Raw genomic sequence first — 24,187 nt, 5'->3', positions numbered from 1 at the left:
TGAATTGGCGCTATTTTACTATGATTAGTTTCCTTAACAAAACTATTACAGCTATTATTTGGGCAATTTTAACCATGATTGCCGTATTTAGTACATCTACAATTAGCGAAAGTCAGGTCGAAACTAAACCTCTGTTTTGGATAGCTTCAGCCATGGAAGCCATCCAAATTCATCAACCTGCTCCAGTTATAGATGATTTTGAGCAACTAAGGAAGGTAAAATTAAGTGCAGCTAAAGGAGAATACGAAGCTTTCCAAATTGTGGTTCAAGCCCCACCAGGAAATCTTCGCAACATCAACGTTACTGTGTCCAATCTACAAAATTCTAATGGTTCAGCGATTGATAAAAGTAATATTACTTTATATCGCGAACACTATATTAAACTCGATCGCCCAAGTCATCCTGGATGGGCGGCTAATCCAACTCGAGGTAAGGGATGGTATGCAGATGCGCTAATTCCTTTTGTTGATCCAGATACAGGCAAAGATATTCAAAATGCAGAATTGGATGCTGTGCCTTTTGACTTAGCAGCAGGAGCAAATCAGCCTATTTGGGTAGATATCTTCGTGCCTCAATCTACTGCTGCTGGGGAATATCAAGGCAAGTTTACCATTGAAAGCGATCGCGGTGTTGCCGAAGGTAAAATCGATTTAACAGTCTGGAATTTTACTTTACCTGTTCAGCCATCAATGGATTCTTTCTTTGATATTTGGGAAAATAGAGGAATTGAAGCCCAGACATTACTTCTCAAACACAGATTAATGTCTAGCCAGAGAATTAAGTATCCAGATCAGCAAGCAGCATTTGCCAGACTGGGGGTTAAATCGGTTCGTTTGCCTTTTTGGAGTGGAGCTAACTATCAAACCTGCAAGATGAATCCTGCTCCTTCAGTAACCGAACTAAAACAAGCTGCTGCTCAATATCCATCCGACTTATTAAAATATGTATTTTCGGTAGATGAAATCGATCAGTGTCAAAATTTGGCAGAACCTGTAAAACAATGGGGACAAAATATTCATCAAGCGGGACTAAAACATCTTGCCGTGATGAAGCCTAAACCAAATTTATATGGCGATGTAGATATTTGGGTCGTAAATCCTTTGATGTATGCAGAAGCAAGATCCGAAATTAGCGAGGTAAAGAGCCAAGGAGATGATATTTGGTTTTATACAGGGTATAGTACCGATTATTCTCCCCTCTGGCATCTTGATTCCTCACCGATTAATTTTCGGATTGCCCAAGGATGGATTGCTCAAAGTTTAGATTTGAAAGGTGTTCTAATCGCACGAGCAGATACTTGGACAGAAAATCCTTGGTCAGAAGTACCGATTTATGTGCAGGGAGATACAGATTATCCTGGCATAGAGATGTTTTTCTATCCAGGAGACAAAGTAGGTCTAAATCAGGTTGTTCCTTCGATCAGGCTTAAAAGACTTAGAGAAGGAATGGAAGATTATGAATACATAGAGATCTTAAAAAAGCTTGGATATCAAAATTGGGCAATGACAATTGTTCAAAATGTGGGAAAAAACTGGCAAGATTGGACAAAAGATATTAATACATTAGATTATGCTAGACAAAAATTAGGCGAAAAAATTCATCAAGTTTCCTACAAAAGAGAACAGGGAAAAGGCTAAAGGAAAAAAGAGCGTTCTTTTATTTAGGTTAGAGGCACATAAACCTTATCTAGTTGTAAATCTGTAGTTTTTCAGTTAATTAGATCTCTTGCAAAAGTAAATTCATGATGAATTTTATCTGTGTTCTTGAAACAGTTTCTTTAACGGAGGTTCCCTCCGCAACGAACTGTTTCGCTTTATCTGTGTTTATCTGTGGATAATATTAAAACCAGACACTTTCGCAAGAACTCTATTGTTTTAAGTAGCGAGTAACGAGTTGAGATTTAACCTATGCAAGTTTTCATTCAAACTTCTGTTTTGAATATAGGCGGGGTTTGAGCTATTTATCTTGAAGATTCATTAATGTTAGATGAGTTTTGAGAGGCCATAGCTTAAATTTGTCGGTATTGTCCAATGTGGAGGTACTTTGAACCAATTTAAAATAATTTTTCAAGACTTCCAAAAATGCTTGAAAGTTGCCCCATTGCCAATAATTTCCCTCATAATTTATATGGGGCTAAAAAGTACAACCATTATTCCAGGAGGTGTCCACGAATTCAACGGGGTTTATCATCCTGCCTATATGGGTTGGTATGATTTCGTATTAGGATATGCAATTATTTTTAGTTTTGCAACTGGCGGCCTAAAACTAGAACTAAAAGATTTTTTGTTTGGAATAATTGGTTTATTTATAATTTCCACAAGCTGGATCAGCTCATATCAAGAAGATCGGATGTTTATTCTAGCTGGACTAGTATGCTTTTTTCGGTTTCTTTTAGTTTTTGTATTTGCAAAAGCATTTGTTCGTAAATTAGGTTACCAAACTGCTGAAAGTATCTTGATATTTGTTTATGCTATTGTAGCTGCTAGTGCAATTTTGTGGTATAGCCTCCAATTTGGCGCTGTTCAGAATAGGATGGCTGCTTCGGCAATGACCCCTGCTAGCTTTGGTCAAGTTTCAGGAATTATGTGTTTAGTTTTCTATACAAGAAAGTACTATCTAGCTTTGTTTTTTAGTTTCATCTTTCTTTTTCTAAGTTTTTCAAGGACTTCCTTGCTCTTGTTTTTAATTCTCATTGTCGTTCAAAATCGGCGATTAATTCCTTTAAACTTAATCAAATACGTGGTTATTTTTGTGCTTTTAACCATAGTGGGAATCACGGCTTTACAGAAGTATGGCGGTCAAGAAACTCAAGTGGTATTGAAATCACGCTTCAGTACCGAGGAAGTTTCCCATTTAAACGGTAGAACTGATATTTGGACTAATGCTATAGAACTGTTAAAAGGTGGGCAGATTCCTCTGACTGGCGTTGGCTTTGATATGTCACCTTCACTAATTCGGGAAAGCAACCTCAAATTTCCTAGTTCTGATGGTGTTGGTTACAGTGTCCCCCCTCATTATCACAGTATAGTGATTGAGTATATTTTGAGCCTGGGAATTTTTGCTTTTGTGATATTTTTCTATTTGATTAGCAAAATCTGGCAGGCTTTCCAGCGCAATTGCTCTCCCGCATTTTTTATCTTTGCCTTTTTTACCTTAGCTCAGGCAATGGACTATACTATCTTTCCACCCAAAGAAATAATTATTTTTGCGCTGATGTTGGGATTAGCAGAGGGTCAATTAAGTTGCCAAATTAATTCCCAAAGTCAAATTGCTGAAGTTGAAAAAGAAGTTGAAAATGTTAGATAACTTTTCACTTTTATTACTTTTATTAATTGTTGATTTATATTTTGCTAGGATAGACCAAGCTTGCACCAGTGAATACTTAAAGCCATGATGTATTAATCTGTTGAGATCAAACGCGTTAAATGCAAATTTATACTACACTTAGTAACAATGTCTAAAATCAAACCAATTTTTTTTACTTCAACACTTTAACATTTAGACAAAATCATTGTGGTAGCAAGTGTTTAAATCGATTTTAAAATATTTTTTCGGATTATTAATTCCTTTTGGTTTAACCATGTTGTTGATTTTTCTGAAAACTGAATACTCAAACTCATCTTCTGTTTCTCCTCAGGTATGGGTAAAAAGTAGCATGGAACGAGTAATGCTCCACGATCCTGCTGAAAATGTCCGCGATATCCATTTATATGCAGCTCGTGGAGAGTATGAATCTTTCCAGATTGCCATCAACGCCAATCAACATGATGCTGTGGTTACTGATGTTCAAGTGTCAGACTTAAATGGGAAGGAAAATCGTTTAATTGCCCAAGACAATATTACTCTTTACCGTGAGCATTATGTCAATGTGACCAAACTTAGCCCTTTATCGATCACAAATAAAGTTAAATCCTCGGGTAAAGGTTGGTATCCTGACGGTTTAATTCCGTTTGTCGATCCACAGACAGGTGCTGATTTAGCTAATGCCGAATTAGATGCAATTCCCCTTCAGCTTAAACAAGGAACTAATCAAACTATTTGGGTAGATATTTTTGTTCCGAGAGATACTCCAGCTAGTGATTATCAAGGAACATATACTGTTATTAGCGATCGCGGAAAAATAACTGGTAAGATTCTGCTGACAGTTTGGGATTTTGAGCTACCGTTAAAACCATTTTTACAATCGGCATTTCTGTCATGGGAACAGCATGATAAAAATACCTTGATCGAACTACTCAAGCATCGAGTTATGCCAGTAGCTGCGATTAATCCAGAAGATGAAAGGGAGTTGATTGATCGATGGGGATTAACTTCTGTTCGTCTTCCTTTTTGGAGTGGAGCTAATTACCAAACTTGTTCGATGGATTCTCCTCCACCAGCTTCTACAATTCGTCAAGAGGGTCTTAAACATCAATTAGATCTGATGATTTACACTTATGCTACAGATGAAATTGATAATTGCCAGGACTTAAAAAAACCGTTCCAAGAATGGTCAACAAATATACATCAAGCAGGGATCAAACATTTAGCTGTAATGGCTCCTGTGCCAGAATTCTATGAGCAAGTAGATATCTGGGCCGTAAATCCTGAACGATATAATGCAGCAGGAGAGAAAATAAATGAAGTATTGAGACTGGGAAAAGAAGTCTGGTTTTATACTTTTTTTGCTCCACAGGATAACTCACCTATTTGGCTAATTAACTTTGAACCAATCAACTATAGAATAGCCCAAGGTTTTATTAATCAAAGTTTGGGTTTAACAGGATTGCTTTATTCACGAGTCGATACTTGGACAGACGATCCTTGGAACAATGTAGATTTTATAGATGTTTATTCGGAGAAGCCAACACATTATCCAGGGGAGGGAATGCTCATTTATCCAGGTAAACAGGTTGGTATTAGTGGATCTGTTCCTTCAATGAGGCTTAAATGGATTAGAGAAGGAGTGGAAGACTATGAATACATTGAGATTTTAAAAAGAGCAGGTTATCAAGAGTGGGCAATGAAAGCTGTAAACGAGGTAGCTAAAGATATGCATAATTGGAATCAAGACCCAGCAGTTTTAAATTCTGTTCGGTTAAAATTAGGTGCAAAAATTCATCAACTCTCTCAGTGAATGTGAGCATCTAAGATATTAAAATCAGAATTATAAAACAAACTTTTTTTGTTTATTTTTAAAATAATTTTGAGAGTAATTAACTATATGAAAGTAGATTCAAATCAAACAGCAATTGACAATGCTGTAGAGCAAAAAATTAGCAAACTTAAAATATTATTTATTATTACTAGTTTGACATCTGGGGGAGCACAGGTGATGCTTCTTAGTCTATTATCCAGTATCAATCGCGATCGCTTTGAACCAACAGTGATTTCCTTAATGGATAAGGGAATATATGGAGAAAAAATTGAGCAGCTGGAAATTCCTGTGTACTGTGTAGAAATGTTAGCGGGAAAACCGACAATAAGCTCAATTCGACGTATGACTGAATTAATTAAACAAGTTAAGCCAGACTTGATTCAGGGTTGGATGTATCATGCTAATTTAGCTGCGCAATTTTTCAATTTTTTCATCAAGGGAAAAACGCCTGTACTATGGAGTATTCATCATTCTCTCCATGCCATAGCTTCGGAAAAACTACTCACCCAAGCAATAATTCGTTTTGGTGCTTGGTCTTCTAAATATGTGGATAAAGTTGCTTTTGTTTCGGAAAAAAGCCAAGCTCAACATCAACAAGTTGGTTATCCCAAAGCTAACAGCTGCGTCATTCCTAATGGTTTTGATACCTCTGAATATAAACCTTCAGCTGAGATTAGGCAAAAATTTCGTCAAGAATTAGATATTGCCGATCACATTTTTCTGATTGGCTCTGTTGCTCGATATCATGCGATGAAAGATCATGATAACTTTCTGCGTGCGGCTCACCTAATTTTGGCAGAACATCCTGAAACTAAATTTGTGATGGTCGGAACAAACGTTGATTATGAAAACCAAGCTTTAACCAGCTTGATCGACTCATTAGGCATTGGTAAGAACGTATATCTTTTAGGACAACGTAGTGATATTCCTCAAATCACACCTGCTTTGGACATATTAACTTCTTCATCAGCTTATGGAGAAGCTTTTCCTTTAGTACTTGGTGAAGCAATGTCTTGTGAAGTACCCTGTGTAGTTACAGACATTGGTGATTCTGCTTGGATTGTCGGTGACACGGGTAAAGTTGTACCTCCAAAAAATCCTACTGCTCTTGCTCAAGCTTGGCAGGAAGTAATTAAGATGGATACATCTGCCAAAGCAGATTTAGGTAAACTTGCTCGCCGTAGAATTATCGATAAGTTCTCTTTAGCCTCAATAGTCGCTCAATACGAACATCTTTATCAAAGCGTAATTGCTCTGCAAAATTAGCTGCATTTATGTAGCGAATATTATCAACACAACCCCACCATTAGGCAATTGAGAATTTTACTCCGCCGATAAATTTCTGTTTATTGATGTCGCTTTTGATGCCATTGCCAGGCATGGGAGATAATGTCATCTAGATTGAAGAAGGCAGGCTGCCAGCCGAGAATTTTTTTGGCTTTAGCACCACTGCCTACTAGGGTCGGAGGATCTCCTGGACGGCGATCGCTTAGTTCAGCTTTGATTTCTTTACCTGTAATTTTACGAGCTGTTGCAATTACTTCTTTGACGGAAAAACCGCTACCATTACCCAGATTAAAGACATCTGTTGCGCCATTATCAATCAAATATTTTAAGGCGAGAATATGAGCCTGGGCAATATCGAGAACATGAATATAGTCGCGGATACAGCTGCCGTCTGGTGTGTCATAGTCTGTACCAAAGATGGAAACAGACTCACGATGACCTAAAGCAGTCTGAAGCACTAGGGGAATCAAATGAGTTTCGGGATTGTGATCTTCACCAAGATTCCCTTCAGGATCTGCCCCCGCAGCATTAAAATAACGCAGACATACTGAACGAAAATCATAGGCTTGATTAAAGTCTTGGAGAATTCTTTCCACCATTAACTTAGTCGCACCATAAGGATTAATCGGATTTTGTGATTGATCTTCGGTAATAGGTACAGCATCAGGTACGCCATAAGTGGCACAAGTGGAAGAGAAGACAAATTTATTGATGTCTGCTTCTAACATGGCTTCTAAAAGAGTTAGCGTGCCAACCACGTTGTTTTGATAATATTTGGCTGGCTGGGTAACAGATTCTCCTACATAGGCATAGGCAGCAAAATGCATCACAGCATCAATTTGATGGTTGGCAAATATTTCTCGCAGTAAAGCGCGATCGCCAGTGCTACCGACAATTAATTTAACTTTTAAAACCTTCTCGACCAAGTCTTGATGACCATAAACAAGGTTATCCAAGACAATTACTTCATAGCCAGCTTTTTGTAGGGTCAATACTGAATGAGAACCGATATATCCTGCTCCGCCTGTGACTAGAATAGCCATTCTAATTAAGTTGCTCAAATTTACTATATTACAAAGCTAAATATATCAGTAAATTAAACTTTTAAAGATAACTTAAATAGTAGATTGTTTTTTTCGACACTTTGCTAAAAAATAGAAGTAGTTTTGTAACATGTGACATAATTTTAGCAAGCCATAGCTAATCATATATTTTTCAAAACAATGACCTGCAAAATGTTAATTGTCGCAACCATTGCGGGGGCGATTGAAGATTTCATTTTACCTTTTATCGATCACTATCGCCATTTAGGTTGGCAGGTGGATGGAATCGCCGTAGACATTACTAGTAACCCAGCCTGTGTGGCAGCATTGAACTCTGTCTGGGATGTCCCGTGGTCGCGCAACCCCTTAGATCCGCGCAACTTTGTTAATGCCGTCCCCCGCATTCAAAAAATTGTGATTCAGGGGGATTACAACTTGGTTCATGTTCATACACCTGTAGCAGCTTTTGTGACTCGTTATGCGATCGCTCAACTAGAAATCAAGCAAAAACCCCAGGTTATTTATACGGCTCACGGTTTTCATTTTCATCAGCAAGGAAATCCCCTCACTAATTTGCTCTTTTTAAATCTTGAACGGCTAGCGGGACGATGGACTGACTATCTGATTACGATTAATCGTGAAGATGAAGCTGCTGCCAGGAAACATCATCTTTTGCCTGATGCCAGGATTTTTTATACTCCTGGCATTGGACTAGAACTTGATAAATACGATCTTGATCGGGTTAGTTCAGAACAAACTGAAGCAATTCGCCAAGAATTAAAGCTCAAGCCCAAAGATGTCTTACTCTTGACCGTTGCCGAATTTACTCCTAACAAGCGTCATCGCGATCAGCTATTGGCTTTGAAGCAGCTTAATCGTCCTGAAATACACTTAGCTTGCGCAGGAGATGGCGACACCCGACCTGAAATAGAGCAGCTAGCCCAAAAGTTAGATCTACAGCAGCAGGTTCATTTTTTGGGTTTTCGCCATGATATACCCGCTTTAATTTGCTCTAGTACAGCCCTCTTGCTAACATCGGGACGAGAAGGTTTGCCTAGAAGTATCATGGAGGCTTTTTGTGCTGCTACTCCCGTAATTGGCACTAAAATTCGCGGTATTCAGGATCTATTGACAGACGACTGCGGTTTACTAGTTGAGGTAGGAAATATTGAGGCGTTAAGTCAAGCGATCGCGCAAATGATCGATCATCCCCAGCAGGCAGGACAAATGGGTGCAAATGGTCGCCAGAAAGTTGAAACTTACGATGTTCATAATATTATTGAGCAATACACTCAAATTTATCATCAAGCATTAGCAAGACAGACTTCTACAACTAGCAATTAATTTTTAATTTAAGATGGCTAAAATAATCAAAATTCTTGCCGATCGCCTCGTGGCAGCCTTGGCTTTATTAATTCTTTCTCCCTTAATTTTAGTAGTGGCGATCGCCGTTCGACTCCAAATGGGTACGCCTATTTTATTTACCCAAGATCGCCCAGGTAAAGATGGTCGCGTGTTTCAATTTTGTAAATTTCGGACTATGACCGACGCGAAAAATAGTAACGGGGAATTATTACCTGATGAGCAGCGCCTGAGCGCGATTGGCAAACTACTTCGCAAAACTAGTTTAGATGAACTACCACAACTATGGCATGTGCTGAAAGGTGAAATGAGCATAGTGGGGCCTAGACCTTTACTGGTAAAATATTTAAAGCTATATAACCAAGAACAAGTTCGTCGTCATCATGTATTACCAGGAATTACAGGTTGGGCGCAGGTTAATGGTCGGCGTAATTTAGATGGGGACTTTATCAAAAAGTTCGAACTAGATGTTTGGTATGTAGATAATTGGAGTCTGTGGCTAGATCTCAAAATTATTTGGCTGACAATAGTGGCGGTGGTTGCCCAAAAAGATATTGATCAAGAAGGCTATACCACTGGTGGCGGTGAGTTTTTAGGTAACGATCGCTAAACTTGCTGAATAACTATTGAGTCACCATACTATTAAATGGTTTAAAAATATTCAGCATATTCAGCCAAAATTTCTGTTGAAAAATCAAGTTTCCTGATGCTTAGTAGACTCATCAAATCTTTAGTGGACAAATTGTCAGCAGCGATCGCTTTGATTTTTTTGTCGCCGTTGATTGTTATTTTGGCGATCGCTATTTATTTCAAGATGGGTAGTCCAGTTGTTTTTTCTCAACCCAGAGGTGGTAAAAATAACAGCATCTTTACCTTTTATAAATTTCGTACCATGACTGACCAGCGCGATCGTGATGGTAAACTACTTTCTGATGAGCAGCGTCTAACTCCTTTGGGTAAATTTCTGCGTCAAAGCAGCCTCGATGAACTACCTCAACTCTGGAATGTGCTGCGGGGAGATATGAGCCTGATCGGGCCACGTCCTTTTGTGGCAGCTTATCTCGAACGTTATACACCAGAACAAGCGCGTCGTCACGTAGTTGCTCCTGGTATTACAGGCTGGGCGCAGATTAATGGTCGTAATTCCCTTAGCTGGGAAGAAAAGTTTGAGCTAGACCTTTGGTATATTGACCATTGGAGTCTTTGGCTGGATTTTAAAATCTTAATCCAAACCATACTTAAAGTTATTAATAACAATGATATTAATCAACAAGGATATGTTGGTAGTGAAGAATTTTTAGGTTCGCACAAGCCCAAATCGTAATCATGTTGCTAATCATTTTTTTAATGCATTTATATTTTTAATCAAAATGGCAATTTTAAATGGGGAACTCACCTTAGAACAAACAAAACTTTTACCATCTGAGTCAGACATAGAATTTTATGAGCAACATGGTTGGTATAAATCTGCGTTTATTCTGCCTGAGGAGGTCATCAATCTTGCTCTTGAAGGAGCTGAAAAGTTCTACCGTGGAGAGCGCGATGCAATTCTTAAGACTAAGGATGGCTTTGTCGATTGGACTCCCCACAACAGTCAGGGTCTGAGAAACAATGAATTTGTCTCTTTGCAGAAACATGAACTACGTCAGTTAGCCTTAAATCCAGTTTTGGGTGCAATTGCAGCAAAATTAACCAGAAGCTCGGAAATTAGATTATTAGATGATCAGCTAATTTCTAAACCCCCAAAAACCAATACGCCGATTGGATGGCATACAGATCGTTCTTATTGGGCAACTTGTAGCTCTGACAAGCTTTTGACAGCCTGGATTCCTTTGCTTGATTGTGACGAATCTCTTGGTCCTTTAGTCGTCATAGACGGCAGTCATCATTGGGGAGGACTTGAACATATGCGACTATTTAATGATTCTAATCTCGAAAAATTAGAAGCCGAATTTATACAGCAAGGAAAAGAAGTAGTAAAAGTACCAATGGTGCTAAAAAAAGGGCAGGTAAGCTTTCATAACTGCTGGACAGTTCATGGTAGCTATGCCAACAGTAGCAATCAAACTCGCACGGCTATGTCTATCCACTATCAAGATCGAGAAAATCACTATCGTCCTTACTGGGACTTGCAAGGAAAAGAAGTTCATATGTTTGATGAGCAACTGTGCCGAAAATTACCTAATGGCGACCCTGATTTTAGCGATCCTCTTGTATTTCCTGTTGTTTGGTCTGCATCTTCCAAAGAACAATCTTTTTGCTCAAGCATATAAATATTAAAATTAATTAAACTTACTAAATGTTCACTGCCAACAAATTTAAAAAACTACACAGCAAAATTGAATTTTTGCCTGGAATGCCTATTTCCCAGTTTGCTGATCAAATCTGGTCAGAACTACAAACCACCAAAATTGTTCAGACGATTGGCGTAGATCTAAATATAGATCTAGATCATTTTTGGGATTTAGTATCCAATACTATTGGTGATTGTCTGTTGTTATCTGAAGACTCTGTAACAGGGAAAAGAATCGGTCAAAAATGGATTGAAATTAGATATGACAGCAGGATTCAAAATGCCTATCGCCATAGTAAAAATGCTCAACCACTTCATACTGATGGTTCTTATGTAGGAGAATCTCCCTATATCAGCTTTTTCTACTGCATCAATCAAGCTGCTGAGGGTGGCGCAACGGTATTTCTAGATTCAGATGAGCTGATTAATTTACTAAAGCAAGAAGATCCCACTTTGTTAAACGATTTATGTAAAACTACCGTTTGTTTTGCTAAAGATCAAGACTTCAAGTGCCGACCAATTATTGATTTTGATGCTGATGGTGCTAATTTGAACTTTAACTACTATTGCGTCGATCCCAACGAAACCGACTTTGCCAAAGAATTAGTCGAGCGTTTGCACCAGTTTTTACAAACTAAAGTAGTTGCTCAAGATAAAACCTATCCAATTAAACTAAACCCAGGAGAAGCAGTTTTCTTTCATGATGATCGCCTGATTCATGGACGTAAATCTTTTACCGCAACTAAAGATAGCGATCGCTTTTTCTGGAAATCAGCACTCAAATTAAAATCGCAAATCAACCAATAGCGACATTAGCAGCCAAAATGACTGTGTTATTCAAAGATTAATTCCCTCTAAACTGCTACGAGGATTTTTGCGAGGCAAATCGCGGATTTTTTCGTAATATTCTCTTTCGTGAGCATTAATGTTTTGGGGAGTGGCAACTACAATTCTAACTAATTGATCTGTTCTCTTTCCTTGAGGAGAAGACCAACCCTTGCTGCGCAAACGTAAAACTTGACCTGAGTTTATACCTGCGGGAATTTTCATGCTGATCATACCATCGGGAGTAGGAATATTAATTGATGACCCTAAGACTGCTTCATCAAAAGTGATAGGAACTTCACAAACTAAATCATCACCTTCAAAACCGAAGAAGGAATGAGGTTCTAACTTAACATTGAGGTATAAATCCCTAGGTATACCAGCCAAACTTGGCTTGCCTTTGCCTGCCAAACGTATCCGAGAATCGGGTTTTACTCCCGCAGGAATTCTGACCTCTATTATTTCTTGCTCTAATTTAAGCTGCTTGATTGTACCTCTAAAGGCTTCTGCATAAGTTAAATTAATGCTGGCTTCATCATCAAGAGGAATAGATGTAGATGTGTTAGTCTGGCTAAAATCTTGAACATTACTGACACCAGGCTTAGTTTGAGATGAGCCGGATGACGAGGTGCTACTACTTGGACTAGAAAAGCGACCTAAAAGTTCATCGATAAATTCTTCAAAATTACCATATTGACTAAAATCAGTACTATTAAAATCAGCTTTAGGGCTAGTAGTACTTTTAGCAGTGCTACTTTGAGCAGTAGTATCTTTTGTTTTTGAATTGCTTTGTTGATATTGACCAAAGTAATCGTATTTTTTGCGCCTGTCTACATCCGCTAACACTTCATAGGCTTCGCTAATTTCTTTAAATTTGCTCTCCGCAGCTTTATTGCCCTGATTGCGATCGGGATGATATTTTAGAGCCAGTTGGCGAAATTTTTGTTTGATCTCGCTAGTATTTGCTGTCTGCTTAACTCCCAAAATAGCGTAGTAGTCTTGAAACTCATTAGAAAACATTCAAAATTTTCCTAAACAGGTTAGCTGATTTTAATCCAATTTAATAATGTAAACAAAAATAACAGAATATAATTCTAGTAATCTTTTCTAAAGTTTAACTCTAAAATCTGCTTAAACATTCACGATCGCTAATGTTCAACTCCTCACTCAAATACCAATACCAATACTTAATAAAGTAGAAGGGATAGTAAAGTTTACTATCCCCAGAAAATTTTTAATTTTAATTCTCGCCTAAGCTATCTCCAACTACTGTTAAATAAATCAATTTTGATGATACCAGTGGATATCTTCTAGACGCTTTAGATCACAACACCGTCTTTAATGGTGGCGTTCTTTAAAACAACTACAATACCACTACGAATATAGAAGCCTTCATCTTCTTTTTGGGCCTCTTCCACTCGATCCTTGTTGAGAATTTGGACATTACGACCAATACGAGCATTTTTATCGACAATGGCATGACGAATTGTGCTGCCTTCACCAATGCCCACAGGAACACCTATATGATGCTGTCCAGATTGCCTTTCGGCAAATGGCTCGTAAAAATCCGCTCCCATAATCAGAGTGTCCTCGATGGTGCAGTTGCCTTCAATCCGCGTCCTTACACCAATCACTGAATGAGTGATGCGACAATCTTTGAGGATACAGCCTTCTCCAATCATCGATTCGCTAACTTGACAATCAAGCAGTTTTGTCGGAGGTAAATAACGCGATCGCGTATAAATGGGAGCTTTTTCATCATAAAAGCTGAAATCAGGCTGTGGCTGCTTAGTTAGTGCCAAATTTGCTTCATAAAATGATTCAATGGTACCAATATCTTCCCAGTAACCTTTAAATAGATAAGCCTGAAGATTATAATCTTTGGCTGCCCCAGGAATAATTTCGTTGCCGAAGTCAGTTTGATCGGGGTTCTTTTCTAATAAATTGATTAAAATGTCTTTTTTAAACACGTAGATGCCCATAGAAGCTATATAGGGGCTTTGTTGGGCTTGTTCTGAGGTTAAACCTAAGACGGTCGTGTCTACCTGCATTTGCTTTAATTCTTGTCCTTTAGGCTTTTCAGCGAAGTCGATGATTCTACCTCGGTTATCAATTTTCATTAGACCAAAGCTAGAAGCTCTCTTATCGTCAATCGGCACGACGGACAAGGTAATATCTGCCTTACTTTGGCGATGATGCTCAATAAACTTGCTATAGTCCATGCGATAAAGATGATCGCCAGAAAGGATAATAACTTCATCCACATCCCAGGCTTTGATGGAGTCAATATATTGACGAACCGCATCAGCCGTTCCCTGAAACCAACCAGAGTTATCTTTAGTTTGCTGGGCTGATAGTACCTCTACGAAACCTTCTCTAAATCCAGAAAAAATATAACTGCGATTTAGATGACGATTGAGAGAAGCAGAATTAAACTGAGTCAAAACGTATATTTTGAGAATCTCAGAGTTTATACAGTTACTAACCGGAATGTCGATTAAACGATATTTGCTAGCTAAGGGGACTGCTGGTTTTGCTCTTAACTTAGTGAGGGGATACAAACGAGTACCTGCACCGCCTCCTAGAATGATACCTAATACTCTTTTCACTTCTTAAAACCTCGTGAATGGCTGTGCCTCTCAAAATAAAGTTTATCTGAATGGGGGACAGATTCAGCAAAATCAGGAGGAAAAGAATCAGTTTTGCTAAAGTATTAAGTGAATGTAATATAAGCAATGCTTTACGGCTAGCTTGGAGATAGCTTAGTTTTTTAGCTAGATCGCGATCTGATGGCTGATTAAAACCACAAATTTTTAGTTATGATGCGTAACATCAGAGCTTTGTTTTGAAACCATTTTTATTACTTCTGTTATTATTTAATGTCCTCAACCGAAACATCTCTCCCACCCCAACTTGCAAAAATTGTCGAGCGTTTTCAACGCCGTTGTGACCCTAAACAAAAATATAAGCAGTTGCTGTGGTATGCACAAAAATTACCACCAATGTCCGCAGCCAGTAAAACTGAAGCAAATAAAGTCAAGGGTTGTGTTTCTCAGGTATATATCACCGCTGCTTTAGCAGATGGTAAAGTTCAATATCAGGGAGATTCTGACGCTCAGTTAGTTAAAGGATTAGTTGCTTTTTTGATTGAAGGCTTGAATAATCTACCGCCAGCAGAAATTGCTCAAATTGAACCTAGTTTTATTGAAGATACGGGTTTAAAGGTTAGTCTCACCCCTTCCCGCGCTAATGGCTTTTTTAATATCTTTCACATGATGAAGCAACAAGCTTTAAACCTGAGTTTGGACACAGCAAAAAAACCTACTTCTAACTAAAAGCAATCCCTTTGTGTAGTTGAGTAGAAGTAGTTGAATAATCTACAGATAACAAAGTCAATTGTCAACTTTGTGCTGTTATCTTTTCTGCTTCGCAGCTTGTTCTGAGATGATGCGAGTACAGCACCAATCAGTGGGTAAGGCAGACGGCCAACCCATGCGAATTGCTTCAGGACAAATGGTCATTACGGTAAGCTGACAATCAATTAGCTGAAATCCTTCTTTTTTGCACTGCTTCAGACTGTGCTTGAGAATTGTATCGTCTCTAAACTCGATTGTATTATTGCACTGAATGCAAACTACATGATGGTGATGATGAGGATAAGGTTGATTTAACTCATAGTGTTTATGTCCTTCTGCTAACTCTAGTTCACGCAGAATACCCATCCGTGCCATTAGCTTTACACTACGGTAAATAGTCGATAAACTGATGGGTTCCTCGCGCTGGTCTAATAAATCGTGTAATTCTTCTGCGCTTAAATGATCGCCTTTCGGTAAGTTTTGGAAGACGTGCAGAATTTTCTCTCTTTGGGGTGTCATGCGCCATCCCCTAGAGTTAAGTTCGGCTTTTAAAGAAGATGCCGTGTAGTGAGCCATACCAGTCTTTTATCAATTGTTTGGTGCTTATTGACAATGATAAGATTTTTAAGCAAGCTTTGCAATAAAGTTTAGTTACATATATTTTTCTTAATGTAGTAATGTAGTCAAGCTAGTTCTTGCCAACCTTACTGATACGATAAAGCGATCGCTTTTCAAATTCAATTAACTTAGGACGAACTAATCAAAACAAGGCTGGCATTGTATTATTTCTTAATATTTCATCGCTTAAACTAATCACTACGATCATTATATATAAATCTTATAAATCTATTTATCCTTGAGGCTATTCCATTCCTTAGCAGCATCTTGAACTGCTTGATCGACGCTTTTCTCTTTTAACATAGCAGCTTGTAGGTTTTCATAGATTGTTTTTTGCAAAATATGTATATTCTTGGTAACAGGAATGAGAATTTCGGCATTCTCTAGCTGACTAGCACTAACTTTTTTAGCCTGCTCTTTTAAGCTATTGGGTTGCTGTTCTATATTTTTAATATATTGCTCTACTGCTTCAGTGGTAGAAGGAAGAACATTCGACTCTTGAGCAAAAGCTAGTTGATTTTTTGTATTAGTGACAAATAAAGCATACTTAAGTGCCTCAGCAGATTTATCACTATCACGGGGAATAACTAAATTCATGACTGCAACACTCTTTTTCTCATTTTCACCAGTGATTTGTGGTGCAACAGCAGAAACTTGAGCTACAGTCGGCGCATTGTTGTTAATGCTGTCAATAAACTCAGCACCAGAAGATAGCAAGGCAATTTCTCCCGCTTGATATAGCTCAACTCCTCGACGATGCCCTTGAGTTAAGACATCTGGAGGAAGCAGCTGTTGTTGATATAAATCGACCCAATATTGAAAAGCAGCTTTACCTTCGGGGGTATTAAAAGCCGCCTTACCCGACTCATCGATTAAATTTACGCCCATCTTGACCAAAGATTCTAAAACATCTCCTGAATCATTAGGAACAAAAGAAATGAAAAAGGCATACTTACCTGTTTTAGCTTTGATCTCTTTAGCTGCTTGAGCTAACTCGGAATAGGTTTGCGGTACTTGAGTTAGGTTGGCAGCAGTTAAAAGTTTTTGATTATAGATAGTAATTGTAGTGGTGAGATACCAAGGAAGACCAAAGGTTTGCTGATTACAAGTGTTTTCTCGATCTTGACAAACTTCAATGGTGCTTGCCTGCCAGATTTTAGGTAGATAGGTGGCTTTGACTTTGGGAGTTACCCGAGGCTCAAGATCTAGCCAAGCGTTGCGCGTTGCTAACTGGGAAGCAAATTTAGGATTGAGATTAACTACATCTGGTGCTGTTTTAGCCGAGATTGAGGTCAGAATTTTGTTTTCCATAGCTGACCAAGAAACATCAATCCAGCGTAACTTAACTGTTTTGTTTTGCTCTTCAAAAGTTTGATTGATGTCAGTGAAATATTTTGTGAAGTTGGGCTTTAGCTGCATTGTCCAAAATTCAAGCTGATTAGAGTTAGCTCTTTTTTGAGGATTACAGCCTGATGCGCCTAAAATCATCCCTAGCAAGAGAAATAAACTTAACCTTTTAATTGAAATATTTATTTTCATAATTTTCCTAACTTAGCCAATTAATTACCAATCAAACAAAAGATATTACTAATGAAGGTAAATGGCAATGTTCATGCGTAATTTTAACTACTCTTTGAAGAATCAATTTGTTTTTTTCAGTACTACTACTTATCAAGATAACTCTTAGTAGCAGCTACAATATCCGATGTGACCAAGATCACGGTCAAATTGATTAATAGCGATCAATTTATGATTAATAATTTGCTTAACTATCTATCAAAGAATTTTAAGCTATTGACCTAATTAAAATTGTCCAATATTTAATCTTCGACATTATGATAAAGCCAAATCTAGTAGCTCTAGAAATTAGATTGTTATAGCTAAGATGGAGTATAAATTTTGAAATACTACTTGGTGAAGGAGTATGCTGAAAAATCTAACTAATATATTTGCCAAAAAAGGCGATCGCATCGGTATTGAAATTAATGGTCACAAGATAAATATTGCTCAAATAGCCAAACAAGGACAGCAATATAAGCTGATTAAAAATGTGTCGGCAGATATTCCTGATGGTATATATGAAGATGGCATAATTGTAGACTCATTAGCTCTATCAGAGTTAATTAAAGATACTCTTAAAGCTAATAAAATTAGTGCCAAAAAAGTTGCCAGTGCTGTACCAATGCGGGAGGCTATTATTCGAGTAATTCCTGTTCCCGCAGAATTAGACGAAGCCGAACTAAAAGAGATGGTTTTGGTGCATGAAGCAGGAATGTATCTTCCTTATCCTAAAGAAGAAGTCGATTTAGACTACGCCAAACTAGGATATTTTATGGATGAGGATGGCATTGAAAAAGTCAATGTTTTATTAGTGGCCACGAAAAAAGAAATTACCGACCTTTATACAGAAATTTTTGAGCAAGCAGATTTAGAAATTAATGTTCTAGAAATTAATAGCTTTGCTTTAATTAGAACCCTGAGAGAGCAATTACGTCAGTTTGGTTCAAAAGAAGCCATAGTTTTAGTCGATTTAGAATTCGACAGTACAGAAATTGCGATCGTTGTTGAAGGAGTGCCTCAATTTTCACGTACTGTGCCGATTGGGACTCATCAAATGCGCTCTGCTTTATCTGAAGCTATGGATCTTCCTGAGACCGCGAATTCGGCACTACTGCAAGATTTAGATGTGTTGGATAATATTCAAGATTCGGGGGAAATAGATGCAGCGCAAATGGAGTCTGGACAAACAGCATTATTGAAAATTTTAGGCGAATTAACTGAAGAGTTAAGTCGTTCAATTAATTTTTATATTAATCAAAGTGAAGATCTAGAAATTGCTCAGTTATTATTAGCAGGACCAGGAGCAGGGATCAATCAAGTGGATGAGTTTTTTGCGCAAAAACTTAATTTACCAACGATAAAAATAGACCCCATAGCTGCTTTGGGTTTAGATACTAATCAAGAAATAGCTCCAAAGCATCGTCCAGGTTTGGGTATTGTTTTAGGACTAGGCATAAGAGAGTAATAAACCAAAGGTAATATTACCTTTAGTAGTAGCTCAGGGAACTGTAATATAGCCAGTAAATATATTAGTTATTTTCTCCAATTCGTATGGCTTTATGTATAACTTAGATATTAATTTTTTGAGAGATAGACAACCAAATCAATCTATCGATCTCAATCGTGACTTTGTGCCAAAGAAAGAACCTAGTCTAGCTGACAAAATTCCGCTGGCGCTAGGTACATTTGTCTTTATTTTAGCTCCTGCAATTACTTTTATGTATTTAAAAAATGTGCAGGCAAGCACGGCAGAAGTAAAGACAGAAATTCAACAAATTGAGAGTGAAATTGCTGATTTAGGTAATCAAAATAAAAAAATTGATGCTGTTAATGCCGAACTAGACACAGTACAGAAGGAAACTACTGCTTTAGTTGGTGTATTTGAAAAAATTAAGCCTTGGGCGGCAATTATGCAGGAAGTAAGCGATCGCACCCCGCCAGGAGTTTTGGTTGAATCAATCCAGCAAACTGGTGGGGTTGTTGCCCCTGCTAGTGACAGTAATGCTGCTAAAGATGCCAAAGACAAAGATGCTGAAGATGCTGAAGATGCTGAAGCTGCTGAAGCGACTCCTCCTCCAGCTACCGATACTACGGGCATTAATCTAGCTGGGGTGGCTCGTTCCTATGAAGATGTCAATGATTTTGTGTTGTTTCTTCAGCGATCGCCATTTTTTAATCGTCAACAGGTTCATCTTAATGAAGCTAGCCTGACAAGTTTTCCTGTGGAAATAGAAAATCAAGATCAACTGCCCAAGAATGCGACATTAGAAATTCCTGAAGGCATCAAATTTACGATCTCAGCCCAGTTAAATAATGCACCCGCTTCTCAACTCCAAGAAGAAATCGAGAAAAAAGGCTCAATTGGTTTGGCTACGAGATTAAACACCTTAGAACGTAAAGGAGCGACTTTAAAATGACCTTTGCAGATGATTTTGCCGCAGAAGGAAAGGCACTGGAGGGAGACTATCCTACTGCTTTTGGGATTACCTTTACCCCAGTAATTATGGGGGTAACCATCGCCGTGGCAGGGATTACTCTAGCCATATATGGCTTGTTTAAATATGTCCAGCCTGCTCAAAAAAGTTATCAAGAGGCTTTGACTCAAAAAGAGACTTTACAAGCACAGTTAAACAGTATTAAGACTGGAGATTTACAGTTAAAGCTAGCTCAACTGGAGTCGGATCTGGCAGCCAAAAAAGTGATTAAATCTCGCGTTTTGGCAATGTTCACTAGTGAAGCAGATCTAGAAACATTACTTATTGATTTAAACGGCTTCATTGCTACAAATCAGGGTAATTTAACTCAGTTTCAACCCGACCAAGAAATTGCGACTGTTAACGACGCTTCCTTGGGTGCAGAACTTCAAGGAAAACTCAAAAAGAAAGGAATTTCTTTGACTTTTGAAGGAACATTTAATGAAACTAAAGAGATTCTTCAAAGCTTAGAACGGCTGCAACCATTACTTATGGTACAGACGATTAATTCAACTGTGAAAGACAAACCTACAGCTATTTTAACTGGTGGCAATAGCTCAATCGTTCCACAGAAAGAGGCTGAGTTAACAACTCAGATCAAGCTGGATGCTATTTTGCCCATGAGTCAGGCAGAACTCGAACAAGCGCAAAAGACAGATGAGCAAGCAACGTTGAATGAACAAACAGATAAACGTAAGGGTAGACGTGAACGTAAAACTGAGAGTGAAGCTAAAAACGAATAGGAAGTAGGGGCAAACGGCCGTTCGCCCCTACTAGCCAAATATTATTTATTTTATTTACTAACTGTATAGGTTGAGGATTAAACAGTGAAAAATTATTGCCCTAAAGGATTCCTAAAGGATACCGCTTCGCATATAACTCCGCTCCGCTCCGCGTCCGATCGCCTTGGTTTTTTGACCGCACTAACGGTTATACTAACCGCAGCTCCTTCGATGGCTGCTGAAAATAAAATTACCGATCTAGAAATTGCTAAAAATAACCATCAACTGGAATTGAAACTATCAGCAACTAATCAGGCTGATGCTTCTTTTTATACTCTCCGTGGTGATAATATTATTGAAGCTAATATACTCAATACTAGTTTAGATTTACCAGAAGGAAATTCTTTTAAGCAAGATAATCCTATGGCTGGGGTTAAAGCCCTAGAAATTAATCAGATTGACAACGAACATACCCAAATTCTGATTTCTACTGAAGCCAATACTCCTGTAAAATCCTTGTTCAAACAAGAGGGAGATGATTTAATCCTTACTCTTAATCGAGTAACTAAAGCTGATACTTTAAAACAAGAAATCAAAGAGCTTGGTCAAAAAACTGTCACTAATCTCAAGCAAACTTATAAGTCGGCATTAGGTCAGTCAAAAGACAAAGATAACGAGAAAACGAGTTTAGACTCTGACAAAGGTGATGCAGATTCAGATGTCTTAATTCCTAATCCTGAAGTCGTGATCGACGATAATCGTGTTAACGATATCAAAGAAAGGGTTTTCACTGCTCAAGATAGCGAAACAGAATTAAATGATTCTACAGCCCCCGCAACTCTACCACGCGCTGCTGCGCCTCCTGTAGGGGATATGGCAGTTTCTAATATCAACACCATGCCTGATATGGTAGATCTTGGTTCTAGCGCTTTAGTTTCTAACCTAGTATTGCGTGATGCTCCTGTCAGAGAAGTTTTATCTATGCTAGCTAAGACTGCCAATTTAAGTCTGGTATATGCAGATGGAGATAAAACAGGCGATCAAGCCAGTCAAGCTAATGGCAATGAAGAAACAGGCCCAACTATCTCTCTAGATTTAGACAATCAACCTGTACAGGAAGTATTTAACTCCGTACTGCTGATTTCAGGCTTAGACGCGAACCGTCGAGGAAACATTATCTATGTTGGGGAACAATTACCTGCTCAAGCTCGTAATTTAGTTAGCCGTACAATTCGGTTAAATCAAGTCACAGCAGAAAACGCAGCTTTGTATCTCGCTAGCCAAGGTGCAAAAGGTAAAAGACTGACCAATGAAGTTGAAGAAATTATCGACCCTGAAACTGGTAAAGTCGTTCAAAGAAAAGAGACTAGTCCAGAACTGAGCGATCTTGATGGTGGTAGTGAAGACGAAACTGGTACTACAGCACTAATGCTCAAAGGATTACAGGTTTCCACCGATGGTAGATTGAACGCAATTACTTTAGTAGGTGAACCCCGTAAGGTTGAGGTAGCAACTTCATTTTTAACTCAACTAGATGCTCGTCGTCGTCAAGTATCAGTCAATGTCAAGGTGATTGACGTTAATTTATTAAATCAAGATACTGCTAACTCCAGCTTTTCTTATGGAGTTAATGACACCTACTTCCTCCAAGATGGAGGCTCCGCTAGTCTTAACTTTGGCGGAGAAAATCCTGGATTACGCGATAATTTTACTTTCAGACCTGTTGGACCTGAAAATGAAAAAACTACTACTCAGATTATAGATGGCGATGCTACAGTAATTCGAGATACAATCACGATTCCAAAACCAAGCGACTTACCAGATAAATTTCTGGCTTTGATAGAATCCAGGATTACTAGTGGCAATGCTAAAGTTCTTACAGATCCAACTTTAACGGTACAAGAAGGACAGCAAGCAACTGTTCGCTTAGTCCAAAAAATCGTTGAAACCGTCAAAACAGAACTTGACGGAGATTCGGGAGCAAGAACTATTACCCCAGTACTGGGAGAAGCGGGATTGGTACTAACCGTCAATGTAGACCGAATTGATGATAATGGTTTTGTTTCAATGACCGTCAGTCCATCGGTTAGCTCGATCGGTGCTACACAAAGCTTTGAGAGTGGAGGAGGAGCAAGGAATACACTTAATTTGTTAAGTAAGCGGGAAGTTAGCTCTGGTCTCATTAGATTACGAGATGGTCAGACTTTGATTCTTTCGGGTATCATTCAAGACCAAGAGCGAACTAATGTTTCTAAAGTACCTATCTTAGGAGACATTCCTTTACTTGGTTCTTTGTTCAGAAGCACCGATAAGACCAACGAAAGAGCCGAAGTAATAGTTTTGTTAACTCCTGAAATCGTCGAGGAGGATGCAGGGCTGGCAAGTAACTTTAAGCCTAGTAAGGAAAGCCGTGAAATGCTCCAGAAACAAGGTGTTGGAGCGCTTGGTAAGTAGAGTATTTTACTGGTTTTTCGGCGGGTTTTGGGGAGGCAAAAGTGGAAAAATTGTTGAAATCTAGATAAATTAATGCTTTCAACGATCCATATTTGCCAAGTAGAGCTTAGAATAAGGCAGTTATGGATTAATCTGGCTATGGTCAGTGACCCATACCGTGACTGTAACTAAAGAAAAGTCTATAAAATGTTGTGGGGTTTTTGAACTCTGATGCTATAAATTAGGCTGGTCACAAATTATTTTCGTTATTAATGGCGCAAATCCCTGTGAACCTTGGTTAATCCATTTTCTAAATCTAAGTTCTCTCCCGTGGAGAACAAAACACAAAACACACAAACCATAAGTAAATAATAATCAGGAAATTACCATGAACAAAGGAGAACTAGTCGATCGCATTTCACAAAAAGCGACTGTAACTAAGAAGCAAGCTGATGCTGTATTATCCGCAGCCATCGAAACTATCATGGAAGCTGTCTCTGATGGAGATAAAGTAACCCTAGTAGGATTTGGTTCTTTTGAACGTCGCGATCGCAAGGAAAGAGAAGGACGTAACCCCAAAACTGGTGAAAAAATGTCCATTCCCGCGACTAAAGTTCCCGCTTTCTCCGCAGGTAAGCTATTCAAAGAAAAAGTAGCCCCTGGTAAGAAGTAGTTTTAGATAACTAATTTAGCTTGAACCGACCACATCACGGTGGAAATTTGAATTGGGCGGCCAGAATTGCTGGTTGCCCAGTTTCTGCTTTAACGGACTTTTCCGCCAGTATCAACCCTTTAGGTACTCCCCCAAGTGCGATCGCGGCGATCGTTAACAGTACTTCACAGTTAAGCGCCTATCCCGATCCTGAATATACCGAATTGCGATCGCACCTGGCAAACCACCATCAGATCGATCCTCAATTTATCCTGCCAGGCAATGGTTCGGCGGAGTTATTAACCTGGGCTGGCAGAGAACTAGCTCAACAAAATTTTACGTATTTAATTACTCCCGCTTTTAGTGATTATGCCAGGGCATTAAACGCCTTTGGCGGAAAAATATTCCCCTGTCCCCTATTTACC

Annotated in this window: 21 protein-coding genes; 16 read left to right on the top strand and 5 right to left on the bottom strand. The window is 38.6% G+C overall.

Features of this window, described 5'->3' with window-relative positions:
- Positions 1-20: 20 nt before the first annotated feature.
- The 4 genes from C7B62_RS13120 to C7B62_RS13105 all read left to right on the top strand — a co-directional run bounded on the left by C7B62_RS13120 (position 21) and on the right by C7B62_RS13105 (position 6,403).
- The gene (locus tag C7B62_RS13120; protein WP_146132099.1) at positions 21-1,637 is read left to right on the top strand and encodes a DUF4091 domain-containing protein; all 1,617 of its coding nucleotides are present in this window, start codon (positions 21-23) and stop codon (positions 1,635-1,637) included.
- A gap of 490 nt (positions 1,638-2,127) precedes the next feature.
- A complete protein-coding gene (locus tag C7B62_RS13115) occupies positions 2,128-3,306 on the top strand; it encodes an O-antigen ligase family protein (protein WP_106236813.1) in 1,179 nt (392 codons plus the stop codon).
- Between the two features lie 217 nt (positions 3,307-3,523).
- A complete protein-coding gene (locus tag C7B62_RS13110; protein WP_233219945.1) occupies positions 3,524-5,116 on the top strand; it encodes a DUF4091 domain-containing protein in 1,593 nt (530 codons plus the stop codon).
- A gap of 87 nt (positions 5,117-5,203) precedes the next feature.
- On the top strand, positions 5,204-6,403 hold the full coding sequence (locus tag C7B62_RS13105) for a glycosyltransferase (RefSeq protein WP_106236811.1): 1,200 nt from the start codon (positions 5,204-5,206) through the stop codon (positions 6,401-6,403).
- A gap of 80 nt (positions 6,404-6,483) precedes the next feature.
- Here the strand turns inward: C7B62_RS13105 and galE are convergent, their stop codons facing one another.
- Positions 6,484-7,467, bottom strand: a complete 984-nt coding sequence (galE, locus tag C7B62_RS13100; RefSeq protein WP_106236809.1) for a UDP-glucose 4-epimerase GalE — start codon at positions 7,465-7,467, stop codon at positions 6,484-6,486.
- Positions 7,468-7,647: 180 nt separating this feature from the next.
- On the opposite strand from galE, the gene C7B62_RS13095 reads away from it, so the two are divergent.
- The 5 genes from C7B62_RS13095 (at position 7,648) to C7B62_RS13075 (ending at position 11,929) form a co-directional block, all read left to right on the top strand.
- Positions 7,648-8,811, top strand: a complete 1,164-nt coding sequence (locus C7B62_RS13095; RefSeq protein ID WP_106236807.1) for a glycosyltransferase family 4 protein — start codon at positions 7,648-7,650, stop codon at positions 8,809-8,811.
- Between the two features lie 13 nt (positions 8,812-8,824).
- Positions 8,825-9,439, top strand: coding sequence for a sugar transferase (locus C7B62_RS13090; RefSeq protein WP_106236805.1), 615 nt, complete (start codon positions 8,825-8,827; stop codon positions 9,437-9,439).
- Positions 9,440-9,535: 96 nt separating this feature from the next.
- Complete coding sequence (locus C7B62_RS13085; RefSeq protein WP_106236801.1) at positions 9,536-10,153, top strand: sugar transferase; 618 nt, start codon at positions 9,536-9,538, stop codon at positions 10,151-10,153.
- Between the two features lie 46 nt (positions 10,154-10,199).
- Positions 10,200-11,102, top strand: a complete 903-nt coding sequence (locus C7B62_RS13080) for a phytanoyl-CoA dioxygenase family protein (RefSeq protein ID WP_106236798.1) — start codon at positions 10,200-10,202, stop codon at positions 11,100-11,102.
- A 26-nt stretch (positions 11,103-11,128) separates the two neighbouring features.
- Positions 11,129-11,929 (top strand): TauD/TfdA family dioxygenase, encoded by an 801-nt coding sequence (locus C7B62_RS13075; protein ID WP_106236796.1) that lies wholly within the window; start codon positions 11,129-11,131, stop codon positions 11,927-11,929.
- A gap of 30 nt (positions 11,930-11,959) precedes the next feature.
- Here the strand turns inward: C7B62_RS13075 and C7B62_RS13070 are convergent, their stop codons facing one another.
- Together C7B62_RS13070 and C7B62_RS13065 are read right to left on the bottom strand one after the other, a co-directional pair.
- Complete coding sequence (locus C7B62_RS13070) at positions 11,960-12,967, bottom strand: DnaJ C-terminal domain-containing protein (RefSeq protein WP_106236793.1); 1,008 nt, start codon at positions 12,965-12,967, stop codon at positions 11,960-11,962.
- Between the two features lie 299 nt (positions 12,968-13,266).
- Entirely contained in the window at positions 13,267-14,556 is a 1,290-nt protein-coding gene (locus C7B62_RS13065) for a glucose-1-phosphate adenylyltransferase (protein ID WP_106236791.1), read from the bottom strand.
- 270 nt (positions 14,557-14,826) lie between these two features.
- On the opposite strand from C7B62_RS13065, the gene C7B62_RS13060 reads away from it, so the two are divergent.
- The gene (locus tag C7B62_RS13060) at positions 14,827-15,282 is read left to right on the top strand and encodes a SufE family protein (RefSeq protein WP_106236788.1); all 456 of its coding nucleotides are present in this window, start codon (positions 14,827-14,829) and stop codon (positions 15,280-15,282) included.
- 78 nt (positions 15,283-15,360) lie between these two features.
- Here C7B62_RS13060 and C7B62_RS13055 read toward each other — a convergent pair whose 3' ends face one another.
- Entirely contained in the window at positions 15,361-15,879 is a 519-nt protein-coding gene (locus tag C7B62_RS13055; protein ID WP_106236786.1) for a transcriptional repressor, read from the bottom strand.
- 270 nt (positions 15,880-16,149) lie between these two features.
- Complete coding sequence (locus tag C7B62_RS13050) at positions 16,150-17,460, bottom strand: ABC transporter substrate-binding protein (protein WP_106236783.1); 1,311 nt, start codon at positions 17,458-17,460, stop codon at positions 16,150-16,152.
- 385 nt (positions 17,461-17,845) lie between these two features.
- On the opposite strand from C7B62_RS13050, the gene pilM reads away from it, so the two are divergent.
- From pilM to C7B62_RS13020, 6 genes are all read left to right on the top strand, one after another.
- A complete protein-coding gene (gene pilM, locus C7B62_RS13045) occupies positions 17,846-18,946 on the top strand; it encodes a type IV pilus assembly protein PilM (protein ID WP_106236780.1) in 1,101 nt (366 codons plus the stop codon).
- Positions 18,947-19,040: 94 nt separating this feature from the next.
- Positions 19,041-19,898, top strand: a complete 858-nt coding sequence (locus C7B62_RS13040; protein ID WP_106236778.1) for a PilN domain-containing protein — start codon at positions 19,041-19,043, stop codon at positions 19,896-19,898.
- Positions 19,895-20,698 (top strand): type II and III secretion system protein, encoded by an 804-nt coding sequence (locus C7B62_RS13035; RefSeq protein WP_106236776.1) that lies wholly within the window; start codon positions 19,895-19,897, stop codon positions 20,696-20,698. Before C7B62_RS13040 ends, C7B62_RS13035 begins: the two co-directional genes overlap by 4 nt.
- Positions 20,699-20,782: 84 nt before the next feature.
- On the top strand, positions 20,783-23,131 hold the full coding sequence (locus C7B62_RS13030) for a secretin N-terminal domain-containing protein (protein WP_233219944.1): 2,349 nt from the start codon (positions 20,783-20,785) through the stop codon (positions 23,129-23,131).
- Between the two features lie 367 nt (positions 23,132-23,498).
- Complete coding sequence (locus tag C7B62_RS13025) at positions 23,499-23,783, top strand: HU family DNA-binding protein (protein ID WP_106236771.1); 285 nt, start codon at positions 23,499-23,501, stop codon at positions 23,781-23,783.
- Between the two features lie 20 nt (positions 23,784-23,803).
- A partial coding sequence (locus C7B62_RS13020; protein ID WP_146132098.1) for an aminotransferase class I/II-fold pyridoxal phosphate-dependent enzyme occupies positions 23,804-24,187 on the top strand: 384 nt, incomplete at its 3' end.

It is taken from the genome of Pleurocapsa sp. CCALA 161 (assembly GCF_003003995.1).
Lineage (GTDB): Bacteria > Cyanobacteriota > Cyanobacteriia > Cyanobacteriales > Xenococcaceae > Waterburya.
Note: the sequence above shows the minus strand (reverse complement) of the source record. Positions and strands in the feature narration are given on the sequence as shown.